We start from the raw sequence: 20,865 nt of genomic DNA, 5'->3' as shown, positions 1-20,865 counted from the left end.
ACATTGTCCTATCATTCAAATTTTTTATCATATTCCATGCTTTCCAAAGCAGCCAAAGCTTCTTTGTACTTATAATCATTCTCTTCTTTTAAAGATTTTATCTTGTTTTCCTTTTGTGTTTCTCTTTCTGTTTTACTTAAAAGAATAGCTTCCATAAGGTATGTGTAAAGCCATGAATTATCTTTATCTGAATTTATTAAGTATGCCAAATCATTTGCGATCGTATTTATCTTTGAAATTTCACTTATTCTTTCAATAAGCTGACCACTGACACGTTTATTTTGTTTTTTTACCTTAATAAGATTTTTTACACAAGTTAAGATATATAACTCATAACTATCATAAGACTCTTTATCTTGTAAAACTCCCGTATCAACTGCAAGATCCAATATACTTCCGTCACTGTCCAATTTTTCAAGTACATCAACCTTTGAAAAAGTTTTTTCTGACTTTCTTTCTAATTTTGTAAGCATGGCTTCTTCTTGTTCAACTGCACCAAACCTCTTACAAATCTCATTCATATCGGAAGTATCCATATTTTGTTCGGTAGCTTTTGAAAGTAGTTCTTCATTTTCTTTAAAAATTTCTTCTTTTATTTTGGCAATACTCTTGCCTGCTTTTTTATTTGATAAAATTCTTTTTAATCTTATATAATGAAAATCGGCATACAAAGCTTGGTTTGCACAAATATAATAAGGTTTTTGCAAAATTCCTATATCAATATAATGCTTTATCATTCTTCCTGTTATGCTGTATCCATCAACTTTTAATCTTTGGATAAGCTCTTTCATTTTCATATAATATTCGCTCATAAATTCTCCTCTTAAAACTACCTAAATAGTTTATCTATATCAATTTTCTTACTATGCTTTATATCAATATTTAAAAGCACTTCGTCGCCTTCTTTCATCTCTTCATGAAAAAGACTTTTAGGTAAAACACCTATTTGTAAATTTTCAAATTCTATTACAACTTTATCATTTTCAAATCTGTCAATTATTCCCTTTATCATAATCACTTACTCGAATAAACTTTAATACTTCCGTTTTTATCTATAATAAATGCAATATTACCGTCTAAATCTGTTCTATATACTTTAACATCATGTTGTTCAAGCCTATTTAATGTTTCAGTTGAAGGATGGGAATATTTATTATCTTCTCCTACTCCTATAATTGCATATGTAGGTTGTATCTTTTCTAAAAATTCATCACTGGTAGATTTATAACTGCCATGATGAGCAACTTTTAAGATATCAACTTTACCAATTTTATTCATTATTTTTAGTTCTGCTTCTTCAAAAATATCTCCGGTAAACAAAACTTTTCTTCCATTTGTATTTAATACGCAAACTGCATCAGAGTTATCTAAATCATCAAGGTCCATATCTTTTGTAGGAGAAATAAATTTTATATTATCAGTATCACTTAATTTTATCTCCACTCCACTTTTTGCTTCAGTAAAATAAAGATTTTTTTCTTCCATTTTTGATACCATGTTTTTAAATGAAGAAGTAGTATGCGACATTTTTGGCATATAGACTTTTCCTACTTCAAAATTATCCAAAACATCACACATTCCTCCAATATGATCAGCATGTGGATGAGTAATGATAATATAATCTATCTTTTCAATATCTCTTTCTTTCAAATGGGAAACCAAATCTTGTGCATGATCTGTCTCACCTGTATCTACTAAGATATTTCCATATTCTTCGTTGCTTATTAAAAAAGCATCCCCTTGTCCAACATCAATAGCTTCAACCAAAGTACTGCCCGGTTCAATATCTATTAAATAATCATTTCCTATAAAGTTTGATAGATGTTCAAATCCACCCGTAAGAAATGATACAAGTATCACTATAAGCAGTACAACTATGCTTAAAAGTTTTTTTATTTTTGACACTTCTACTACCTTGCTATATCGTTTCTAAAATATGCACCGTCAAAAGTAATTTTGTTTACTTCGTTATATACCTTTTCTCTTGCTTCGTCTAAAGTATCTCCAACAGCACAGATATTTAGAACTCTTCCTCCGTTTGTAACAATGTCATTGCCGTCTTTTTTTGTTCCTGCATGGAAAACAATAACATCATTACTTACATTTTCAAGTCCTTTTATAACTTTTCCGTTTTCATAACTTTCTGGATATCCTCCTGATACCATAACAACACAAACAGAAGGTTTATCAGACCATACAATATCTTCTTCTTCTAAAATACCATCTGCAGTATTTAACATAATATTTGCAAGGTCACTTTCAAGTCTAAGCATAACTGCTTGTGTTTCAGGATCTCCAAAACGTACATTAAATTCAAGAACTTTTGGTTCTCCGTTATCAACCATTAAACCAATAAACAAAACACCTTTATAATCAAGTTCTTCTTTCTTAAATCCATTAATAATAGGATCTAAGATTTTTGTTCTTATTTTTGCGTTAAGTTTATCATCAAAAATTTTATTTGGTGAGTAGTTACCCATTCCACCTGTATTTAAACCTTCATCATTATCGTATGCAGGTTTATAGTCTCTGGCACTTTCCATAGGGATAATTTTATTCCCATCAACAAAGCATAAAGTAGAAAGTTCCGTACCTGTCAAAAATTCTTCGATAACAACACTGTTTCCTGATTCGCCAAAAACTTTATCTATCATAATTTCTTTTAGTGCATTCATTGCCATTTCTTTATTTTCGCAAATAATTACACCTTTTCCGGCAGCAAGACCATCTGCTTTTATAACAACCGGATATCCGAATTTTTCAAGATTTTTAACACCTTCTTCATATGTTGTTACTTCTAAATATTTAGCTGTTGGTATCTTATATTTTTCAAGGAATCTCTTTGTTAGGCCCTTGCTTCCTTCAAAAGCAGCACATTGTTTATTAGGACCAAACACTTTTAGACCTTCCTTTTCAAATTCGTCAACGATACCCATGACTAATGGTAGTTCCGGACCTACAACAGTAAGCCCAATTTCATTTGTTTTTGCAAATTCTTTAAGTCCTTCAATATCGTCAACTTTTATATCTACGCACTCAGCAATGCTTTCAATACCGGCATTGCCAGGAGCACAGAATACTTCTGTTACAAGAGGACTCTCCTTTAATTTGTAAACTAATGCGTGTTCCCTACCACCGGAACCTACTACTAATACTTTCATTCTTAATTCTCCTTTTACGAATGTTTAAAATGTCTCATGCCTGTAAATACCATGGCAATGCCATATTCATTACATGCTTTTATTGAATCTTCATCTCTTATTGAACCACCGGGTTGAATAATTGCAGTTATTCCCGCTTCATGAGCTGCTTTTACGCAATCATCAAATGGGAAGAATGCATCAGACGCTAAAACAGAACCCTTTACACTTTCTCCGCCTTGTTTTATTGCGTTTTCAAGTGCCCAAATTCTGCTTACTTGTCCAGGGCCGTTTGCTACTAATATTTTATCTTTTGCTAAAGAAATAGCATTTGATTTTGTATGTTTTACGGCTTTCCATGCAAATATTAAATCTTGCATTTCTTTATCCGTTGGTTTTCTGTTTGTTACAACTTTAAGTTCATCACTAAGAAGTTTTGTATCTCTTGATTGCATCAAAAGACCACCCATTACTTTCTTAATATCTTTGCCATCTTGATTGAACTTAATATCTGCTAATTCCAATAATCTGATATTTTTCTTCTTTGTTAAAATTTCAATTGCATCGTCGCTGAAACTTGGAGCAACAACAACTTCAATAAAGATATTGCTGATTTGTGTAGCAGTTTCTTTATCAATTTCTTCGTTTGCAGCAATAATTCCACCAAAGATAGATTGAGGATCTGCCTCATAACATTTTTTAAATGCATTTGAAATAGAAGCATCACTTGCTATTCCGCAAGGATTAGAATGTTTAACGGCAACAACTGTTGGTTCGTCATTATATTCTTTTAATATTTCCAAAGCACCGTTTGTATCATTTATATTGTTATATGAAAGTTCTTTACCATGAAGTTGTTTTGCTAATGGAAGAGAACCTTTCATAGGTTGAACTTCTTTATAGAATACAGCATCTTGATGCGGATTTTCTCCATATCTTAAATCTTGTGCTTTATCATAACAAAGAGTAAGAGTTTCAGGATATGAATCATCTCCAACTTTTTCTCTTAAATAGTTTGCTATTAATGTATCATAATAACTTGTAGACATAAAGACTTTTTTAGCTAAATTTAATTTTGTATCATAAGAAACTTCTCCATTTTCTTCAAGTTCCTTTAATACAACATCATAATCTTTAGGGTCAATAACAACCGCAACGTCTTGGAAATTCTTTGCAGCAGCTCTAAGCATTGTAGGTCCGCCAATATCTATATTTTCAATAGCATCTTCAAAAGTACATCCTTCTTTTAAAATTGTATTTTTGAAAGGATATAAATTTACGATAATCATATCAATAGGTTCTATTGATAAATCGAAAAGATGTTGCATATGTTCTTCATTATCTCTTTTTGCAAGAAGACCAGCCATGATTCCAGGATGAAGAGTCTTAACTCTTCCGTTTAAACATTCTGGGAAACCTGTAACTTCTTCAACAGAAATAACTTTTACACCTTCATCTTCAAGTGCTTTCTTTGTACCGCCTGTAGATATAATTTCTACACCCATTTCTTCTAATTTTCTGGCAACTTCTACAATACCTGTTTTATCAGAAACGCTTATAAGTGCTCTTTTTATCATTATATTCCTCCGTATTATTCTTTAATATAAACTATTCTGCCTCTAACTTCAAGTTTATCTAAGCAAAACAAACTTACAGCTTTAGGTAAAATCATATGTTCTACTTCAAGAACTCTCTTTTGTAAAATTTCCGGTGTATCATCATATAATACAGGAACTGTTCCTTGTATTATGATAGGTCCGGTATCAGCTCCTTCATCAGCAAAATGAACTGTTGCGCCTGTTATTTTCGCACCATATTCAAGTACTGCTTGATGAACTTTTATTCCATAATAACCTTTTCCGCAAAAAGAAGGTATTAAAGATGGATGTATGTTTATAATTCTATTTTTAAACTCTCTTGCAAATGAAGGAGATAAAATTTTCATAAATCCTGCAAGAACAATAAGGTCAATATCTCTTTTTACAAGCTCATCTTTTATAGCATCGGAAAAAGCTTGTCTTGAATCATAATCTTTGTTGTTTATAACCATTGTTTCGATATTTGCATTTTTTGCTCTTGTAAGACCATAAGCATCTTCTTCATCTGAGATTACAACATCAATTATTCCGTCTTTTTTATGAACTTTGTCTATAACAGCTTGAAGGTTACTACCTCCTCCACTGATTAAAACTGCAATTTTTTTTAAAGACATAATTCAATTTTCTCCTCACCTTTAATAACTTCACCAAGAACAACAGCATCTTCACCAAGAGCTTTTAGTTCTTCTAAAGTTTTATCACAGTCTTCATCTCTTACAACTACAACAAAACCTATACCCATGTTAAATGTTGAGAACATTTCTTTTTTATCTATATTTCCTTCTTTGCTTATTAAATCAAATATAGGAAGTACATTTACTTTGTTTGTATCAACTTTTGCACAAAGTCCATCAGGAATTACACGTGGAATATTTTCTACAAATCCACCACCTGTAATGTGGCACATACCTTTAATATCAACTTTTTCAAGTAGTGATAAAATACTTTTAACATATATTTTTGTAGGAGTAAGAAGAGTTTTCCCTATTGTATCACCAAGAGATTCTACATAAGTATCAACATCATAATCCTTTACTTCAAAGAATAATTTTCTAAGAAGAGAATATCCGTTACTATGAACACCACTTGAAGGTAGTCCAATAATTTTATCTCCTTCTTTTATATCTTTTCCTGAAATAAATTTATCTTTATCTACAACACCTACACAAAAACCTGCGAGGTCATAATCATCTTCTTTATACATTCCAGGCATTTCAGCTGTTTCTCCACCTACAAGTGCACACATACCTTGTTTACAACCTTCACTTACACCTTTTACGATAGCTTCAATTTTCTTTGGATAATTTTTTCCGCAAGCAATATAATCAAGGAAAAATAAAGGTCTTGCACCATGACATAAAATATCATTTACACACATTGCAACAAGGTCAATACCTACAGTATCATGTATATCTTGTTTGTGAGCAAGAATAAGTTTTGTACCAACGCCGTCTGTTCCGCTTATAAGTACAGGTTTTTTATAACCTTCAGGAAGCTCTACAGCACCTCCAAAACTTCCAAGTCCAGTTAAAACATATTTACTGAAAGTTTCTTTTACATGTTTTTTTATTAGTTCAACACTTTCGTATCCGGCTTCTTTATCTACACCACTGTTTTTATAAGTTAATTTTTCCACTTTATTTACTACTCCTTACCTGTTCTTCTCTAAAAGGCACTTCCATTGGATAATCTCCATTAAAGCAAGCCATACAATATCCTTTATCAAAATCTTTTACAGTTTGTTTTAATTCATCTATTGTTAAGTAATATAATGAGTCAGCTCCAATAAACTCCTTAATTTCATCTAAAGATAATTTTGAAGAAATTAATTTATCTCTATTAGGAGTATCAATACCGAAGAAGCAACTGTAAGATGTTGGAGGAGATGCAACTCTAAAGTGAATTTCTCTTGCTCCTGCTTTTCTTAATTTATCAACAATTCTTTTTGAAGTTGTTCCTCTTACTATTGAGTCATCTATTAAAACAACACTTTTATCTTTAACGTTTGATTTTAAAATATTTAATTTTATATCAACACCTTCCTCACGCATAGCTTGTGTAGGTTGAATGAATGTTCTTCCAATATATCTGTTTTTAATTAAACCTACACCGTAAGGAATTCCAGATTCTTCAGCATATCCGATTGCAGCAGAAACACCACTGTCAGGAACAGCCATAACAACATCTGCATTAATCTTTCCTTTATCAGCTTTTGCTAGTAATTTCCCTGCCATTGCTCTTGATTCATGAACTTCATCTCCGTCAAGTACACTATCAGGTCTTGCAAAGTATACAAGCTCAAAAATACATCTTCTTGGTTTTGCCCAATTTTCTATTTTATAACTTTCAATGTGTTTATCGCTTATAACAATAATTTCGCCAGGTTCAATATCTCTTACTAAAGTTGCCCCTATTGCATCAAGAGCACAAGATTCACTTGCAAGAGCATATCCACCGTTTTCAAGTTTACCAAGACATAAAGGTCTAAGTCCATATGGGTCTCTTACACCAATTAACATATCTCCCATTGTAAGAACAAGAGCATATGCACCTTTAACAATTTGACCAACTCTTTTTAATGCTTCAACTATACCGAATTTATAGTTTCTTGCTATTAAATTTGCTATAACTTCTGTATCAGAACTTGTCATAAAGATTACACCTTCGTCTTGAAGCATATTTTTAATTGCATCAGCATTAACAAGGTTTCCGTTATGAGCTAAAGCAATTTGCCAATCTTTACAATTTACAGTAAGAGGCTGTGCATTTTTAATATCACTATCTCCTGCTGTTGAATATCTTACATGACCAATTGCAATTTCACCTTTTTGTTTTTTTAATTCTTCTGATGTAAATACATCCCCAACAAGTCCCATACCTCTGTGTTGTGTTATTTCAGTATCGTTATTTACCGCTATACCACAGCTTTCTTGTCCACGATGTTGAAGAGCATAAAGTCCTAAATATACATAAGCAGCTGTATTTTCAGGAGTATCTTGCAATACTCCCATTACACCACATTCATCTTTAAATTTATCTAATTGATACCCCAAAGTAAAATCTCCTTATTTCTTTAATTTAATAAATAATAAAGTATTCCTTATTCGCTTATTCTTCCTAAAACTTCTTTATAAGTTTCTTCTACATCACCAAGGTCTCTTCTGAATCTGTCTTTATCCATTTTTCTGTTTGTATCTTTATCCCATAATCTACATGTATCAGGAGAAATTTCGTCAGCTAAAACGATTTTTCCATTATATCTACCAAATTCGATTTTAAAATCGATTAATTTTAAGTTGTGTTTTAAGAAGAAATCTTTTAGTAATTCATTAATTTTAAATGTATATTCTTTGATTGTATCAATTTCTTCTTGTGTTGCAAGTCCCATTGCAAGAACATGATAATCGTTAATTAAAGGATCATCAAAATCATCGTTTTTATAACAGAATTCAAATACTGTAGGATTTAGTTCTTTTCCTTCTTCAAGTCCTAAGTTTTTACAAATTGAACCTGCTGCAACATTTCTTATAATTACTTCTACAGGTACGATTTCAACAGCTTTTACAAGTTGATGAGTATCGTCAAGGACTTTGATTAAATGTGTAGGAACACCAGATTCTTCAAGCATACCAAAGATTATACCTGTAAATTTATTATTTACAATACCTTTGTTTGCAATTGTATCTTTTTTCTTACCGTTAAATGCTGTTGCATCATCTTTATATTCGATGATATATTCATCTGCTTTTTCTGTTTTAAATACTTTTTTTGCTTTTCCTTCATATAACATTTCTAATTTTTCCATTTTTAACACCCCTTAAATTCTTTCTTGTAATTTTTTATCTTTTTCAACTACTTCTTCTTCCATTTTTACTTTGTAGTCTTCAAGTTTTTTATCCAAGTCTTTATCTTTAAGCGCCATCATTTGAATAGCTAATAAAGCTGCATTTTCAGCTCCGTCAACAGCAACTGTTGCAACTGGAATTCCTTTTGGCATTTGAACTATACTTAGTAGTGAATCCATACCGCCCATTAATGAAGTTTTAATTGGAATTCCAATTACAGGCAGAGTTGTCATTGCTGCCAAAACTCCTCCTAAATGAGCAGCTTTTCCGGCTGCCGCTATTATTACTTCAAACCCGTTTGCCTTTGCATTTCTTGCAAACTCTTCAGCTTGTCTTGGTGTTCTGTGAGCAGAAATAACTCTTGCTTCATATTCAACACCAAATTCTTTTAACACTTTCAAACCTTTTTCTACAACTCCAAGATCAGAGTCGCTTCCCATAATAACTGCTACTTTTCCCATTAGTTTCTCCTTTTATTTGAAATATTCTACACCACTTAAGAAAATATTTTGTTCCATTTCTCCATAAATATTTTTATATAAGTTGCTTCCTTTTCTTTCACTGTGTCCCATCTTACCTAAAATTCTTCCATCAGGAGATGTGATACCTTCTATTGCACATACACTTCCGTTTTGATTAATTCTTGGTGAAACAGATAAATTACCGCTTTCATCTGTGTATTGTGTTGCAACTTGTCCATTATCTATAAGTTTTTGTAAAACTTCTTCATTACATACAAATCTTCCCTCTCCATGAGATATAGGATTTACAAATGTATCGCCTACATTAACATTTTTAAACCATGGAGATAAGTTTGATGCAACTTTTATATATGAAATATTTGCTATATGTCTATTTATTAAGTTAAATGTAAGAGTTGGGCTTGTTTCATCAAGATCTCTTATTTCTCCGTAAGGAACAAGACCTGTTTTGATTAAAGCTTGGAAGCCGTTACAAATACCAAGCATTAAGCCGTCTCTGTTTTTAAGTAAATCCATAACCGCATCTTTTATTCTTTCATTTTTAAATACGCTTACGATAAACTTAGCAGAACCATCAGGTTCATCACCAGCTGAGAAACCGCCAGGTAAGGCAATAATTTGAGAATTTCTTATTCTCTTTTCAAGTTCGATTACAGAATCTTCTATATCATTTTGAGTTTTGTTTTTAAATACAAATATATCACTATTTCCGCCTGCTTCATTGAAAGCTTTTGCAGTATCATATTCGCAGTTTGTTCCAGGGAATACGGGAACGATAACTTTTGGAGATGCAATGCTTGTTTTTCTTGTTATTATACTTCCTTTTGTATAACTGATTTCTTTTACGTCTGTTTCAATTCCGCTGTCAATTGGGAATACGCTAAGTAATGGATTTTCCCATTCTTTTATAAGCATTTCAAGGTCAAGAACTTCACCTTTAACTCTTATTTCTTTTTCGCTTATTGTTTTACCAAGTAAAACAGCATTTTCGTTTTCTATTGTTTCGCTTGTTTCAATGATGATATCACCATAATTTTTAGCATAAATATCATAGTCTGAATCTGTGAATTCAAAACCGATTTTATTACCGAAACACATTTTTGAAACAGCTTCACAAGCACCGCCGACAGTTATTGATTTTGAAGCTTTTACTTTTCCTTGTTCAATTAATTCATGAATAAAATCAAAGGCTTTTCTTACGCTTTCAAACTCAGGAGTGTTATTTTCTGTTTTATTTATTTTAATTACATATACATTATTTTCTGCCTTCTTAAATTCACTGCTTACAACTTTATCAGCATTTACAATACCAACAGCAAATGAAACAAGTGTTGGAGGAACATCTATATCTTCAAAAGAACCAGACATACTGTCTTTTCCTCCGATTGCAGGAGTATTAAGTTCAAGTTGAACTTTTAAAGCACCAAGAAGTGCAATAAATGGTTTTGCCCATCTTGTAGGGTCTTTTCTAAGTCTTTCAAAATATTCTTGGAATGAAAGTCTTAATTTTTTATAATCAGCACCTATTGCAACTGCTTTTGAAACAGAAGAAACAACTGCATAAATTGAACCAAGATATGGATTTTCACTTAATAATTCAGGGTCAAATCCATTTGTCATTACAGTTGCAGTTTTTGTATCTCCTTTTTCAAGAGGCACTTTAGCTACCATTCCATCAACTTCACTTAACATATATTTCCCGCCGTAAGGCATCAAAACATTGTTTGCCCCGATAGTATTGTCAAAATATTCAACAAGTCCTTTTTGAGAACAAACATTGTGGTTTTTAAGTATATTTATAAAGTTTTCTTTATTTGTTTTATTTTTATCAGCTAAAGAAGATATAACATTTGAAGTTTTTCCAACTTTAATGCTTGCATTTTTGCTTGCTCCGTTAGTATCAACAAAACTTCTTTTGATTTTTAATACTTCTTCGCCGTCTTTTGTCATTACGATATTACCGTCATTAGTTACTGTTGCAACTTGAACGGCTTCAAGATTTTCTTTTCTTGCAGCTTCTATGAATTTTTCTTTGTCTTCTTTTGCTATTACAACGGCCATTCTCTCTTGAGATTCACTTATTGCAATTTCAGTAGCATCAAGACCTTCATATTTTTTAAGTACACTGTCAAGATTAATATTTAAGCTGTCTGCAAGTTCACCTACTGCAACACTTACTCCGCCTGCACCGAAGTCGTTACATTTTTTAATCATTTTTGCAACTTCATCAGTTCTAAATAATCTTTGAAGTTTTCTTTCTTCTATAGGATTACCTTTTTGTACTTCACTTCCTGCAGTTAATACTGATTTTTCAGTATGTTCTTTTGAAGAACCGCTGGCACCTCCGATACCGTCTCTACCTGTTCTTCCGCCAACAAGAACGATTATATCTCCAGGATCAGATGTAAGTCTTTTTACGTTTTCTTCTTTTGCAGCAGCTATAACTGCACCAATTTCCATCCTCTTGGCTACATAATTTGGATGATAATATTCTTTAACTTGTCCTGTTTGAAGTCCGATTTGATTTCCGTATGAAGAGAAACCATGACAAGCCCCTGTTGTAATTTTTCTTTGAGAAAGTTTACCTTTTAAAGTTTTATCATAAGCTACAGTAGGGTCTGCACTACCGGTAACTCTCATTGATTGATATACATAACTTCTACCTGAAAGGGGATCTCTTATTGCTCCACCAAGACAAGTAGCAGCACCACCGAATGGTTCTATTTCTGTTGGGTGGTTGTGTGTTTCATTTTTAAACATGATAAGATATTTTTCATCTTTTCCGTCAACATCTACATCAGCTCTTATACTGCAAGCATTTATCTCATCACTTTCTTCAAGATCCTTTAATAAACCTCTTGCTTTTATTTCTTTTGTTCCTATTACTGCCATATCCATAAGAGTAACAGGTTTATTTTTACCTACATATAATTTTTCTCTAAGAGCCATATATTCATCATATGTCTCTTTGATTTCATCATTTATTCCGCCAGCTTCAATATCAATGTCTGTTAAATGAGTAGAAAAAGTTGTATGACGACAATGGTCAGACCAATATGTATCAAGAACTCTTATTTCTGTAAGAGTAGGATTTCTTTTTTCATCATTTTTAAAATATTCTCTTATAAGTTTTAGGTCGTTTATATCCATTGCAAGACCCATTTCACTTAAAAGATTTTCAAGATACTCATCATCAGAATCAATAAAGCCTTCAATTATAGGAGTTTTTTTAACTTCTACTTTTTCATCTTCCATATCTATTTTACTGTCAACTTCGACTTCTCTTGAATCGACAGGATTTATCAAATAATTTTTAATTTTTAATAATTCATCATTACTGATATCGCCATAAAGAACATAAACTCTTGCATTTTTAACCTTTAATTGTTCATTGTTCATAATTAAATTAGCACATTGTTCTGCAGAATCTGCTCTTTGGTCATATTGTCCCGGAAGGTATTCTATACCAAATAATGTTGCACCGCTAAATTCAGGCAATTTATCAACATAAATATTATCAACGTTAACTTCACTTAAAACATTGTTAACTAAATTTTCAAAATGTTCTTCACCGTCAACTAAAATATCATATCTATTAAATATGTTTACTTTAGTTAAAGAAGAAATATTTAAGTTGATTTTTAAATCACTTAATAAATTTGCACCTGATGTATCAAACCCATCCTTTTTACCTATAAATACTCTTTTTATCATCTCTTACTCCAAATCATGTAATAATATTATTAAAAAAGTTAAACTTTTATGTATTAATTAATAATAACATATTTTTATATATTTTAATTAGTATTTTTATATATTTTTATATAAAAAGTTAAAAAATTTTGTTATATATTCCTAATATATAATACCTATAATATATAAAAATGCAAATAATAAAACACAAAAAACTCTCCTTTAAAGAGAGCTTTTTGTTATACACCCTGCTTATTTAGTCTAATAAGTTCTGTAGGTGTAAAGTTATGTTTTGGGGTGTATCCCTCGATTGGCATTATATTTTCATGAAAGGCGTCAATAATCCAATCGCTTTGAGGGAAGAAAGTATGATCAAGTTCATGCGCAGGAGTAATCCAGTTTTTAGCTCCCACAACAACAGCAGGTCCGTCAAGATAATCAAAAGCAAGTCTTGTAATATTACTTGCCATATCTTGAAGATATGAACCTCTTTCACATGCATCTGATGCAAGAATAATCTTGCCTGTTTTCTTAACAGATTCTATTACTTTTTCATAGTTAAACGGAACAAGACTTCTTGCATCTATTACTTCTGCACTTATTCCATATTCTTCAAGTTTATCAGCAGCTTCTAATGCTGTATATAATGTAGGACCGATTGTAAGTATTGTAACATCGTTTCCTTTTCTCTTTATGCTTGGTTCACCAAATTCTATTTCGTAATAGCCTTCTGGAACACTTTCTTCAAATTCTTCACCTTTGTCATACATTTTTTGACTTTCAACAAATATAACAGGATCTGTTCCTCTAATTGCTGAATTCATAAGACCTTTTGCATCATAAGGAGTATTTGGATAAACAACTTTTAGTCCTGGAATATGTGTGCAAAGTCCGCTCCAGTCCTGAGAATGTTGTGCCCCATATTTATTTCCAACAGGAAGTCTAAGTATTACAGGAATCTTAAGTACTCCGGCACTCATTGCATGCCATTTTGCCATTTGATTAAATACTTCATCTCCACATCTACCGATAAAATCAGCATACATAAGTTCTGCAATAACTCTTCCCCCTGCCATAGCATAACCTACGGCTGTTCCGACTATGGCAGCTTCAGAAATAGGAGAATTGAATAATCTGTGATATGGAAGAGCTTCTGTTAACCCTCTATATACCGCAAAAGCACCTCCCCAGTCACGACATTCTTCGCCGTAGGCAATAAGTGTAGAGTCATTTTTATAACCTTCAACTATCGCTTCAAACAAACCATCCCTTATTTGGAAAACTTTGTTTTTAGATACTTTTTTACCATCTTCATCATAAGCACTTCTTACTTTTCTTTCTATTGCTTTTATTCTTGGATTATCTTCAAGATTAATTTCAGGAACTCTGCTTTCATCTCTGTTTACTATCTTTTCATTAGAAAACATAATATTTTCCATAAGTTCAGGATGATTATCAAGATCCATTCTTGGTGATATTTCAGGATCGATTGAAAGTTTAACAGCTTTTTTAATATCTCCTCTTACTGCAAGTTCTATTTCCTTTAAATCTTCCTTAGTGCATACACCAGCTTCTACCATTTGATTTCCGAAATCAATTATTGAATCTTGTTCTTCCCATGCAGCAATTTCTTCTTTTGTTCTATATGTAGAAGAGTCTGATGGAGAGTGACCTGAGAATCTATAAGTAACAACTTCAAGAAGTACCGGACCTTCTCCACTTTCAACTATTTTTCTCTTTCTTCTGTATGCATCTATAACAGCAAGAGGATTATAACCATCAACTCTTTCAGCATGCATTTGGTTAGGAGTAACCCCAGCCCCTAATCTTGAAACCATGCCATAAGCCATTGTTTCACCTTTAGTTTGACCACCCATACCATAACTATTATTAAATACATTATAAATAATAGGAAGTCCACCGTTAAATCCATCTTCCCAAAGCTCTCTAAATTGATCCATACTTGCGAAGTTCATTGATTCATATACAGGACCGCATCCGATTGCACCATCTCCACAGTTTGCAATTACTATACCTTTTTTCTGATTTGCTCTTTTATATAATGCAGCACCTGTAGCTATAGGAGCAGAGCCTCCTACAATGGCATTATTTGGATAAAGACCAAAAGGTAAGAAATAAGCATGCATTGAACCACCAAGACCTTTTGAAAAGCCAGTTTCTTTTGCAAATATTTCTGCTAAAAATCCATATAAATAAAATTCTCTTGCTATATCTTTTACATCAGTTGAAGTTGTATTTTCTTTTATTATTTTATAAATTTTTCCACCATCAAATTCTTCCATTATTTTAGTTAATTCTTCATCACTTAATTTTTCTATGGCAGATAAACCTTTCGCCAAAACTTCACCATGAGAACGATGAGAACCGAAAGAATAATCATCAATGGTTAAATCAAAAGCTTGACCTACATAAGCAGCTTCCTGTCCAATGGCAAGATGAGCAGGTCCGGGATTATTATATTCCATTCCTTCATATTCACTTCTTGTTTTTATTAAGTTAAGCATTGTTTCAAATTCTCTGATATACCACATATCTCTGTATATTCTTTTAAATTCATCAGTAGAGAATTCATCAAGTACATCTTTAACCTTTTTTTGATAATCATTAACTTTTATATCTTCGAATTTTATCGTGCCTTTTTTTCTAACTTCGTTTGGGTCAACATATAAACTCTTAGTCATTTTACTTTCTCCTTATATACTAAATATTGCCTCTCTTATTATTTCGCCAACACTTGGATGAGGGAATACTACCTTTTTTATTTCCTCTATATTCATATTACTTTCAACCATTGTTGCAGCTGCCAAGATAATTTCACTTGAATAATTTCCCATCATGTGAACACCTATTAAGGTATTCCATTTTTTATCTACAATTATTTTTATTATTCCACTTCCACCTTCATTTTCAGCTACATATCTTCCGGAATACTGCATAGGAAGTTGTTTTACTATAATATCTAATCCATATTCTTTTGCACTTTGTTCGCTTTCTCCAACACTTGCAATTTCAGGGTTTGTATAAATTACACTAGGAACAGCATTATATTGCATTCTGTCTTTCTTACCTAAAATATTATTAACTGCAACTTCCGCTTCTCTATATGCTGTATGAGCTAACATAACGCCACCTACACAATCTCCAACTGCATATACGTTTGCTATATTTGTTTGTTGTTTTTCATCTACTTTTATACAGCCTCTTTCGGTATATACATTCAAGTTTTCAAGACCTATTCCGTTAATATTTGCTCTTCTTCCTATTGATAACAATACTTTGTCTGCTTCAACTTTATTTTCTTCACCATTCTTTTCAAAGTAAATAAATTTATCATCAACTTTAGTTACTTTTGATTCTAAATAGAATTTAACACCTTTTTTCTCATATTCTTTCTTTAAACTTTCAGATATTGTTATATCTGTAGGACCAGCAATTTTACCCATCATTTCAACTACTGTAACTTCACAACCTATAGAGTTAAAATAACTTGCCATTTCAAGACCAATAACTCCTCCTCCTATAACAACTAATTTCTTTGGAGCTTCTTTTAGTGAAAGAATTTCTTTATTTGTTAAAACAAATCCGCTTTCAAGTCCTTCTTTTACTCCAGGGATAGGAGGTTTTACACTGTCAGATCCTGTCGCAATAATCAAAGATGTACTTTCTTTTATCTCACCGTTTACTTCTACTTGAATTTTACCGTCTTTTTTTTCTTTAATTTGAGCATCACCCATAATAACTTCTACTTTTTTTGATTTTAATGCCATAGAAACACCGCCAACAAGAGTTTTAACAACCTTATCTTTTCTATCTATTACAGCACTATGATCAATTGTTATATCCCTTGCACTTATGCCATATTTATCACCGTGTAATGCTCCATCATAAAGTTTTGCAGAATATAATAATGTTTTTGTAGGTATACAGCCTTCGTTTAAACATACTCCACCAATATGCTCTTTTTCAATAAGTAAAATCTTTTTACCTTCGGCTGATATTCTTTCAGCAGCAAGATATCCGCCTGGGCCTGCACCTATAACTATTACATCATACATAAAAATTTACCTCCTATTTAGCAAGCAAAGCAGAGAAATTTTCAAGCGCTTCGCATAAATCCTTTAATAATCTTGCTGCATCAGCACCATCTACTGCTCTATGATCACATGTAAGTGATAAATTCATTGCTTTATATGGAACAATATTTCCATCTACAACTTTTATTTTATCAACAAGACCGCAAACACCTAAGATACCTGTTTGAGGTGGATTTACTATTGGAGTAAAACTTTCTATTCCCATAGAACCCAAATTACTTACAGTAAATGTAGCACCGCTCAATAAATCAGGGCTTATCTTGCCTTCACTTGCCATAGAACCAAGTTCTTTTGATCTTTTTGAAATTTCATTTAAAGACATCTTGTTTGCATTAAATATTGTAGGAACTAAAAGTCCTCTCTTTGTATCAACAGCCATACCTAAATGAACATTGTTAAATACTCTCAATTTTTCATCATCATAATGAGCATTAAAGCTCTTGTGATTTAAAATAATTCTTGATACTGCGTACATTATTATGTCGTTTACGGTAATCTTTTCAAGTCCCAAACTTTCCATTGATGATTTTATAGTCTTTCTATAATGCATCATGTTTGTAGTATCAAAGCTACGATTAAATGTAAGTTGAGCCATATTGCTTAAAGATGCATGCATTGATTTTGCAATAACTTTTCTTACATTTGAATGAGGAATATCTTCATATTCATTTATTGTATCGTTTACATTTTCATTAATAAAAATAGAACTTTCTTCTTGTTGAATTTCATTATTGATTTTATATCCATTTTTAGCCAAAGTTAAAATATCTCTTTCTATTACCCTTCCGTTTGGACCTGTGGCAACAGCTTTGTCTAAATCTAAATGTTTTTCTTCTGCAAGCATTCTTGCTCTTGGAGAAACTTTGTTTTCACCAGAAACTGAAGCCATAGTAACTTCTGTTTTTTTCACTTCAACGTTCTTTTCTTCTAAATCACTTTTAACTTCTTCTTTTACTTCGTTTCCTTCTTTAGATAAAAATTCACTTATGTCTTCACCTTCATTGCCAATCACACAAACAATATCAAGACAAGGTACATCGTCACCTTCTTCTGCCAAAATCTTCAAAATTGTTCCGCTTACATTGGCTTCTTCTTCAAAAGCAGATTTATCTGTTTCATATTCAAATAAAACATCACCCTCCTTTACGTTGTCTCCTTCTTTTACGTTCCAATTAGTAATAATACAACTTTCTACCGATTGCCCTTGTCTAGGCATTATTACGCCCGTTGCCATAATTACCTCCTTAAAAATTTATTTTTCCATTAAATTATTTATAATATAATCTGCAGCTCTTTGTGAGCTTTTACCGTCAAGGAATTTATAATGAACATTTATGAATTCATCATAATTGTCAAAATTAAAATTGTTTTCTTTAATAAGTTTAATAACCTCCTTTGTTGTATAGGCCTTTTCACCTATAGTTTCCTTTTCATAATCTTGATAAAAGCCCGGATTTTTCTCATATTCTTTAACATCATAAGCATATAAAATAAGAGGTTTTTTTAAAATTGCATATTCTATTATTGATGAAGAATAATCCGTAATAAAAATATCACAAACAGGCATCAATTTATTTAATATATCATCTTTATCTAAATTTATTAAAAATGAATCTTCTTCGTTATATTCAGCTACTGCACTTAAATGAGGTTTATATAGTAATACATAACCTAAATCTTTTAACTCTTTTTCCATTTCATCTCTATCTAAATGACATTCACAATGGGCATTACTTCCTCTACCTCTAAATGTAGGTGCATATAAAATGATTTTTTTATTTTTCAAATTAGGATATTTTTCATAAAATTCATTTTTAACTCTTTCAAGTTTTGAATCATCAAAAAACAAATCTGTTCTTGCACAACCTAAAACAATAATTTTATCCAAACTTGTTCCAGTTGCTGTTGCAAAATGTTTTTTTGAAAAATCACTACCCATAATACATAAATCATAATTTTTATGTCTAAACTTATCTTCAGTCTTTTCTCCAACATTTTCACAGTCATTTCCAAACTTTTTAAATACACCACCACCATGCCAAACTTGTATTACAGTAGTTCCTTTTTTATGTTTAATTATATGAACAGGGAAATATGCATTATCTAAAATAAAAACTTTTGAAGTTGATAAATGATATACCCCTCTTATTAATCTAAATAAATAAAAAATTTTCCCTAAAAAAGAGTAACTATATTTTTCAAATAAAAAAATGTATTTATAATCTTTACGCTTTTCATATAATGCTCTATATATATACTTAATATTTCCTTCTAAAATAGTATTCCTTGGAGAAGCAAAAGTTATCTTCTTCTTATTTATTGGAATAAAAAAGAATATATAATAAAATAAATGCAAAAATATATTAGATAAAATGTATTCTATATTATTCATAAAAAACCTCATATTTTAACTTTGAATATATTATACTTTACAAAGTTTCTTTTGTCAAAGATGTTAAAGATAATAAGCAAAAAAAACTTTTGTTTATTTTTCTTGCGAAAGCAAATGTAACAATTTTAAAAATATAATTAAAAAAAATTTAATTTTCAGACAAATTAATAATCACTATACTTTTTTTTATAGTTATGATACAATAATTTACCGTAAAATATAAGAAAAAGAGGTACGATGTATGTTTTATATTGATATGATAATATCTAAATTGATTATTCTGCTTATTAATATTATTGATAAAACCAGAGGAACAGACCTTCCCGGTAAAATAGCTTTAAAGCTTAATAAAAATTTTCCTTTGGGATTTAAGAATATTGACTACAATAAAGTAATATTTGTAACTGGAACAAACGGAAAATCTACAACCACAAACTTAATACACCATGTCTTAAAATCAAACAATTACAGCGTTGCATCAAATCTTGAAGGTGCAAATTTAATTGCCGGAATAACAACAACATTAATCAAAAACTCTACTTTAACCGGAAAATTAAAGCCTGAATATTTTGTTTTTGAAATAGATGAAAGATCATTAAAAAACATTCACAGAGTTATTCCTGCAAAACATCTTGTTATAACAAATCTTCAAAAAGACCAAGTACACAGAAATGCTGACCCTGACTTTATTTACAGAAAAATAAAAGATGTTGTAACAAAAGATATGCATTTATATTTAAACAATGAAGAACCAAGAAGTAAATCATTTGAAGACTTTGCAGATGATATAACATATTACAGTGTTGAAAGAAATGAAAGATCTGTAGTTGATAATGACAGACTTGCAGTTACAATGCCTTGTCCAAAATGTAATCATAAAGTTAACTTTAATTATTACAATGTTGACAATGTAGGTAATTTTAATTGTACAAACTGTGGGTTTAAAAGCGAAGATAAACCTGTTTATCAAATGAAAGACGTTGATTTTGAAAACGCAACTTTTACTTATGATGGAACAACATTCAAAATGCCATATAACGTTCCTTTCATGATGTATAACTATGCTCTTGTTATAGCACTTGCCGACAAACTTGGACTTACAAAAGAACAAATGCAACATTCATTTAATACTTTTGTTAATATTGGCGGAAGAATAGAAACAATTAAGTATAAAGATAAAGAACTTAAATATATAAGAATCAAGCAAGAAAACCCTGAAACATTACAATCTGCCATAGATGTAGTAGCTAATGATAAAACAGAAAAAACATTTATACTAGGACTTTGTATAATAAAAGACGAGCCACCTCACTATACAAACACATTCTATGCATATGACTGTAATTTCACACCTCTTGTAAATTCAAATATAAAAAAATATATCGCATTCTCTGAATATGTATGTTATGACACTGCAAACAGATTTATCTATGAAGGTGTTGAAAAAGATAAAATAGATATATTAAATACAGATGATGTAGAAAAAATACTTGAAAAAGTAGATGAAGCTGAATGTAAAAATGTTTATTTAATAACATGGCTTGAAACATTTATAGATATCAAAAATTATGTTAAGAAAAACAATTTATAGGAGAAAAAA

16 protein-coding genes are annotated in these 20,865 nt (G+C 31.0%); 1 reads left to right on the top strand and 15 read right to left on the bottom strand.

The window, feature by feature from the left end; all coding sequences use genetic code 11:
* Window positions 1-11 precede the first annotated feature (11 nt).
* The 15 genes from ACTQYZ_RS04145 to ACTQYZ_RS04075 form a co-directional block, all read right to left on the bottom strand.
* Entirely contained in the window at window positions 12-812 is an 801-nt protein-coding gene (locus ACTQYZ_RS04145; protein WP_441416075.1) for a hypothetical protein, read from the bottom strand.
* A 17-nt stretch (window positions 813-829) separates the two neighbouring features.
* Complete coding sequence (locus tag ACTQYZ_RS04140) at window positions 830-1,012, bottom strand: DUF3006 family protein (protein WP_441022918.1); 183 nt, start codon at window positions 1,010-1,012, stop codon at window positions 830-832.
* Between the two features lie 2 nt (window positions 1,013-1,014).
* Complete coding sequence (locus ACTQYZ_RS04135) at window positions 1,015-1,905, bottom strand: ComEC/Rec2 family competence protein (protein WP_441416074.1); 891 nt, start codon at window positions 1,903-1,905, stop codon at window positions 1,015-1,017.
* A 5-nt stretch (window positions 1,906-1,910) separates the two neighbouring features.
* Window positions 1,911-3,161 (bottom strand): phosphoribosylamine--glycine ligase, encoded by a 1,251-nt coding sequence (gene purD, locus ACTQYZ_RS04130; RefSeq protein WP_441022914.1) that lies wholly within the window; start codon window positions 3,159-3,161, stop codon window positions 1,911-1,913.
* 14 nt (window positions 3,162-3,175) lie between these two features.
* The gene (gene purH / locus ACTQYZ_RS04125) at window positions 3,176-4,717 is read right to left on the bottom strand and encodes a bifunctional phosphoribosylaminoimidazolecarboxamide formyltransferase/IMP cyclohydrolase (protein WP_441022912.1); all 1,542 of its coding nucleotides are present in this window, start codon (window positions 4,715-4,717) and stop codon (window positions 3,176-3,178) included.
* A 14-nt stretch (window positions 4,718-4,731) separates the two neighbouring features.
* Window positions 4,732-5,352: a phosphoribosylglycinamide formyltransferase gene (gene purN / locus ACTQYZ_RS04120; RefSeq protein ID WP_138269129.1), complete on the bottom strand. Its 621-nt coding sequence runs from the start codon at window positions 5,350-5,352 to the stop codon at window positions 4,732-4,734.
* Entirely contained in the window at window positions 5,343-6,374 is a 1,032-nt protein-coding gene (gene purM / locus ACTQYZ_RS04115) for a phosphoribosylformylglycinamidine cyclo-ligase (RefSeq protein WP_329384099.1), read from the bottom strand. The genes purN and purM overlap by 10 nt, the downstream gene beginning before the upstream one ends.
* 1 nt (window position 6,375) lies before the next feature.
* Entirely contained in the window at window positions 6,376-7,749 is a 1,374-nt protein-coding gene (purF, locus tag ACTQYZ_RS04110) for an amidophosphoribosyltransferase (RefSeq protein ID WP_441023151.1), read from the bottom strand.
* A gap of 89 nt (window positions 7,750-7,838) precedes the next feature.
* Window positions 7,839-8,543, bottom strand: a complete 705-nt coding sequence (gene purC, locus ACTQYZ_RS04105) for a phosphoribosylaminoimidazolesuccinocarboxamide synthase (protein WP_441022909.1) — start codon at window positions 8,541-8,543, stop codon at window positions 7,839-7,841.
* Window positions 8,544-8,555: 12 nt separating this feature from the next.
* The gene (gene purE / locus ACTQYZ_RS04100; protein ID WP_138269132.1) at window positions 8,556-9,044 is read right to left on the bottom strand and encodes a 5-(carboxyamino)imidazole ribonucleotide mutase; all 489 of its coding nucleotides are present in this window, start codon (window positions 9,042-9,044) and stop codon (window positions 8,556-8,558) included.
* A gap of 12 nt (window positions 9,045-9,056) precedes the next feature.
* The gene (locus tag ACTQYZ_RS04095; protein ID WP_441022907.1) at window positions 9,057-12,779 is read right to left on the bottom strand and encodes a phosphoribosylformylglycinamidine synthase; all 3,723 of its coding nucleotides are present in this window, start codon (window positions 12,777-12,779) and stop codon (window positions 9,057-9,059) included.
* A 218-nt stretch (window positions 12,780-12,997) separates the two neighbouring features.
* On the bottom strand, window positions 12,998-15,460 hold the full coding sequence (locus tag ACTQYZ_RS04090) for an alpha-ketoacid dehydrogenase subunit alpha/beta (protein WP_441022905.1): 2,463 nt from the start codon (window positions 15,458-15,460) through the stop codon (window positions 12,998-13,000).
* Between the two features lie 12 nt (window positions 15,461-15,472).
* Window positions 15,473-16,834, bottom strand: coding sequence for a dihydrolipoyl dehydrogenase (lpdA, locus tag ACTQYZ_RS04085; RefSeq protein ID WP_441416073.1), 1,362 nt, complete (start codon window positions 16,832-16,834; stop codon window positions 15,473-15,475).
* 13 nt (window positions 16,835-16,847) lie between these two features.
* Window positions 16,848-18,107: a dihydrolipoamide acetyltransferase family protein gene (locus tag ACTQYZ_RS04080; RefSeq protein ID WP_441416072.1), complete on the bottom strand. Its 1,260-nt coding sequence runs from the start codon at window positions 18,105-18,107 to the stop codon at window positions 16,848-16,850.
* Window positions 18,108-18,125: 18 nt separating this feature from the next.
* Window positions 18,126-19,265, bottom strand: coding sequence for a CDP-glycerol glycerophosphotransferase family protein (locus ACTQYZ_RS04075; RefSeq protein ID WP_441022899.1), 1,140 nt, complete (start codon window positions 19,263-19,265; stop codon window positions 18,126-18,128).
* A 241-nt stretch (window positions 19,266-19,506) separates the two neighbouring features.
* On the opposite strand from ACTQYZ_RS04075, the gene ACTQYZ_RS04070 reads away from it, so the two are divergent.
* Window positions 19,507-20,856: a MurT ligase domain-containing protein gene (locus ACTQYZ_RS04070; protein ID WP_329384074.1), complete on the top strand. Its 1,350-nt coding sequence runs from the start codon at window positions 19,507-19,509 to the stop codon at window positions 20,854-20,856.
* Window positions 20,857-20,865 lie beyond the last annotated feature (9 nt).

The organism is Anaerofustis sp. LCP19S3_F7 (assembly GCF_052119445.1).
Classification (GTDB): Bacteria; Bacillota; Clostridia; order Eubacteriales; family Anaerofustaceae; genus Anaerofustis; species Anaerofustis butyriciformans.
Note: the sequence above shows the minus strand (reverse complement) of the source record. Positions and strands in the feature narration are given on the sequence as shown.

Coding starts and splice junctions, on each gene's coding strand:
- ACTQYZ_RS04145 (WP_441416075.1), bottom strand. CDS start 812: ATGAGCGAATATTATATGAAAATGAAAGAGCTTATCCAAAGATTAAAA.
- ACTQYZ_RS04140 (WP_441022918.1), bottom strand. CDS start 1,012: ATGATAAAGGGAATAATTGACAGATTTGAAAATGATAAAGTTGTAATA.
- purD (WP_441022914.1), bottom strand. CDS start 3,161: ATGAAAGTATTAGTAGTAGGTTCCGGTGGTAGGGAACACGCATTAGTT.
- purH (WP_441022912.1), bottom strand. CDS start 4,717: ATGATAAAAAGAGCACTTATAAGCGTTTCTGATAAAACAGGTATTGTA.
- purN (WP_138269129.1), bottom strand. CDS start 5,352: ATGTCTTTAAAAAAAATTGCAGTTTTAATCAGTGGAGGAGGTAGTAAC.
- purF (WP_441023151.1), bottom strand. CDS start 7,749: ATGGGAGTATTGCAAGATACTCCTGAAAATACAGCTGCTTATGTATAT.
- purC (WP_441022909.1), bottom strand. CDS start 8,543: ATGGAAAAATTAGAAATGTTATATGAAGGAAAAGCAAAAAAAGTATTT.
- purE (WP_138269132.1), bottom strand. CDS start 9,044: ATGGGAAAAGTAGCAGTTATTATGGGAAGCGACTCTGATCTTGGAGTT.
- ACTQYZ_RS04095 (WP_441022907.1), bottom strand. CDS start 12,779: ATGATAAAAAGAGTATTTATAGGTAAAAAGGATGGGTTTGATACATCA.
- ACTQYZ_RS04090 (WP_441022905.1), bottom strand. CDS start 15,460: ATGACTAAGAGTTTATATGTTGACCCAAACGAAGTTAGAAAAAAAGGC.
- lpdA (WP_441416073.1), bottom strand. CDS start 16,834: ATGTATGATGTAATAGTTATAGGTGCAGGCCCAGGCGGATATCTTGCT.
- ACTQYZ_RS04080 (WP_441416072.1), bottom strand. CDS start 18,107: ATGGCAACGGGCGTAATAATGCCTAGACAAGGGCAATCGGTAGAAAGT.
- ACTQYZ_RS04075 (WP_441022899.1), bottom strand. CDS start 19,265: ATGAATAATATAGAATACATTTTATCTAATATATTTTTGCATTTATTT.
- ACTQYZ_RS04070 (WP_329384074.1), top strand. CDS start 19,507: ATGTTTTATATTGATATGATAATATCTAAATTGATTATTCTGCTTATT.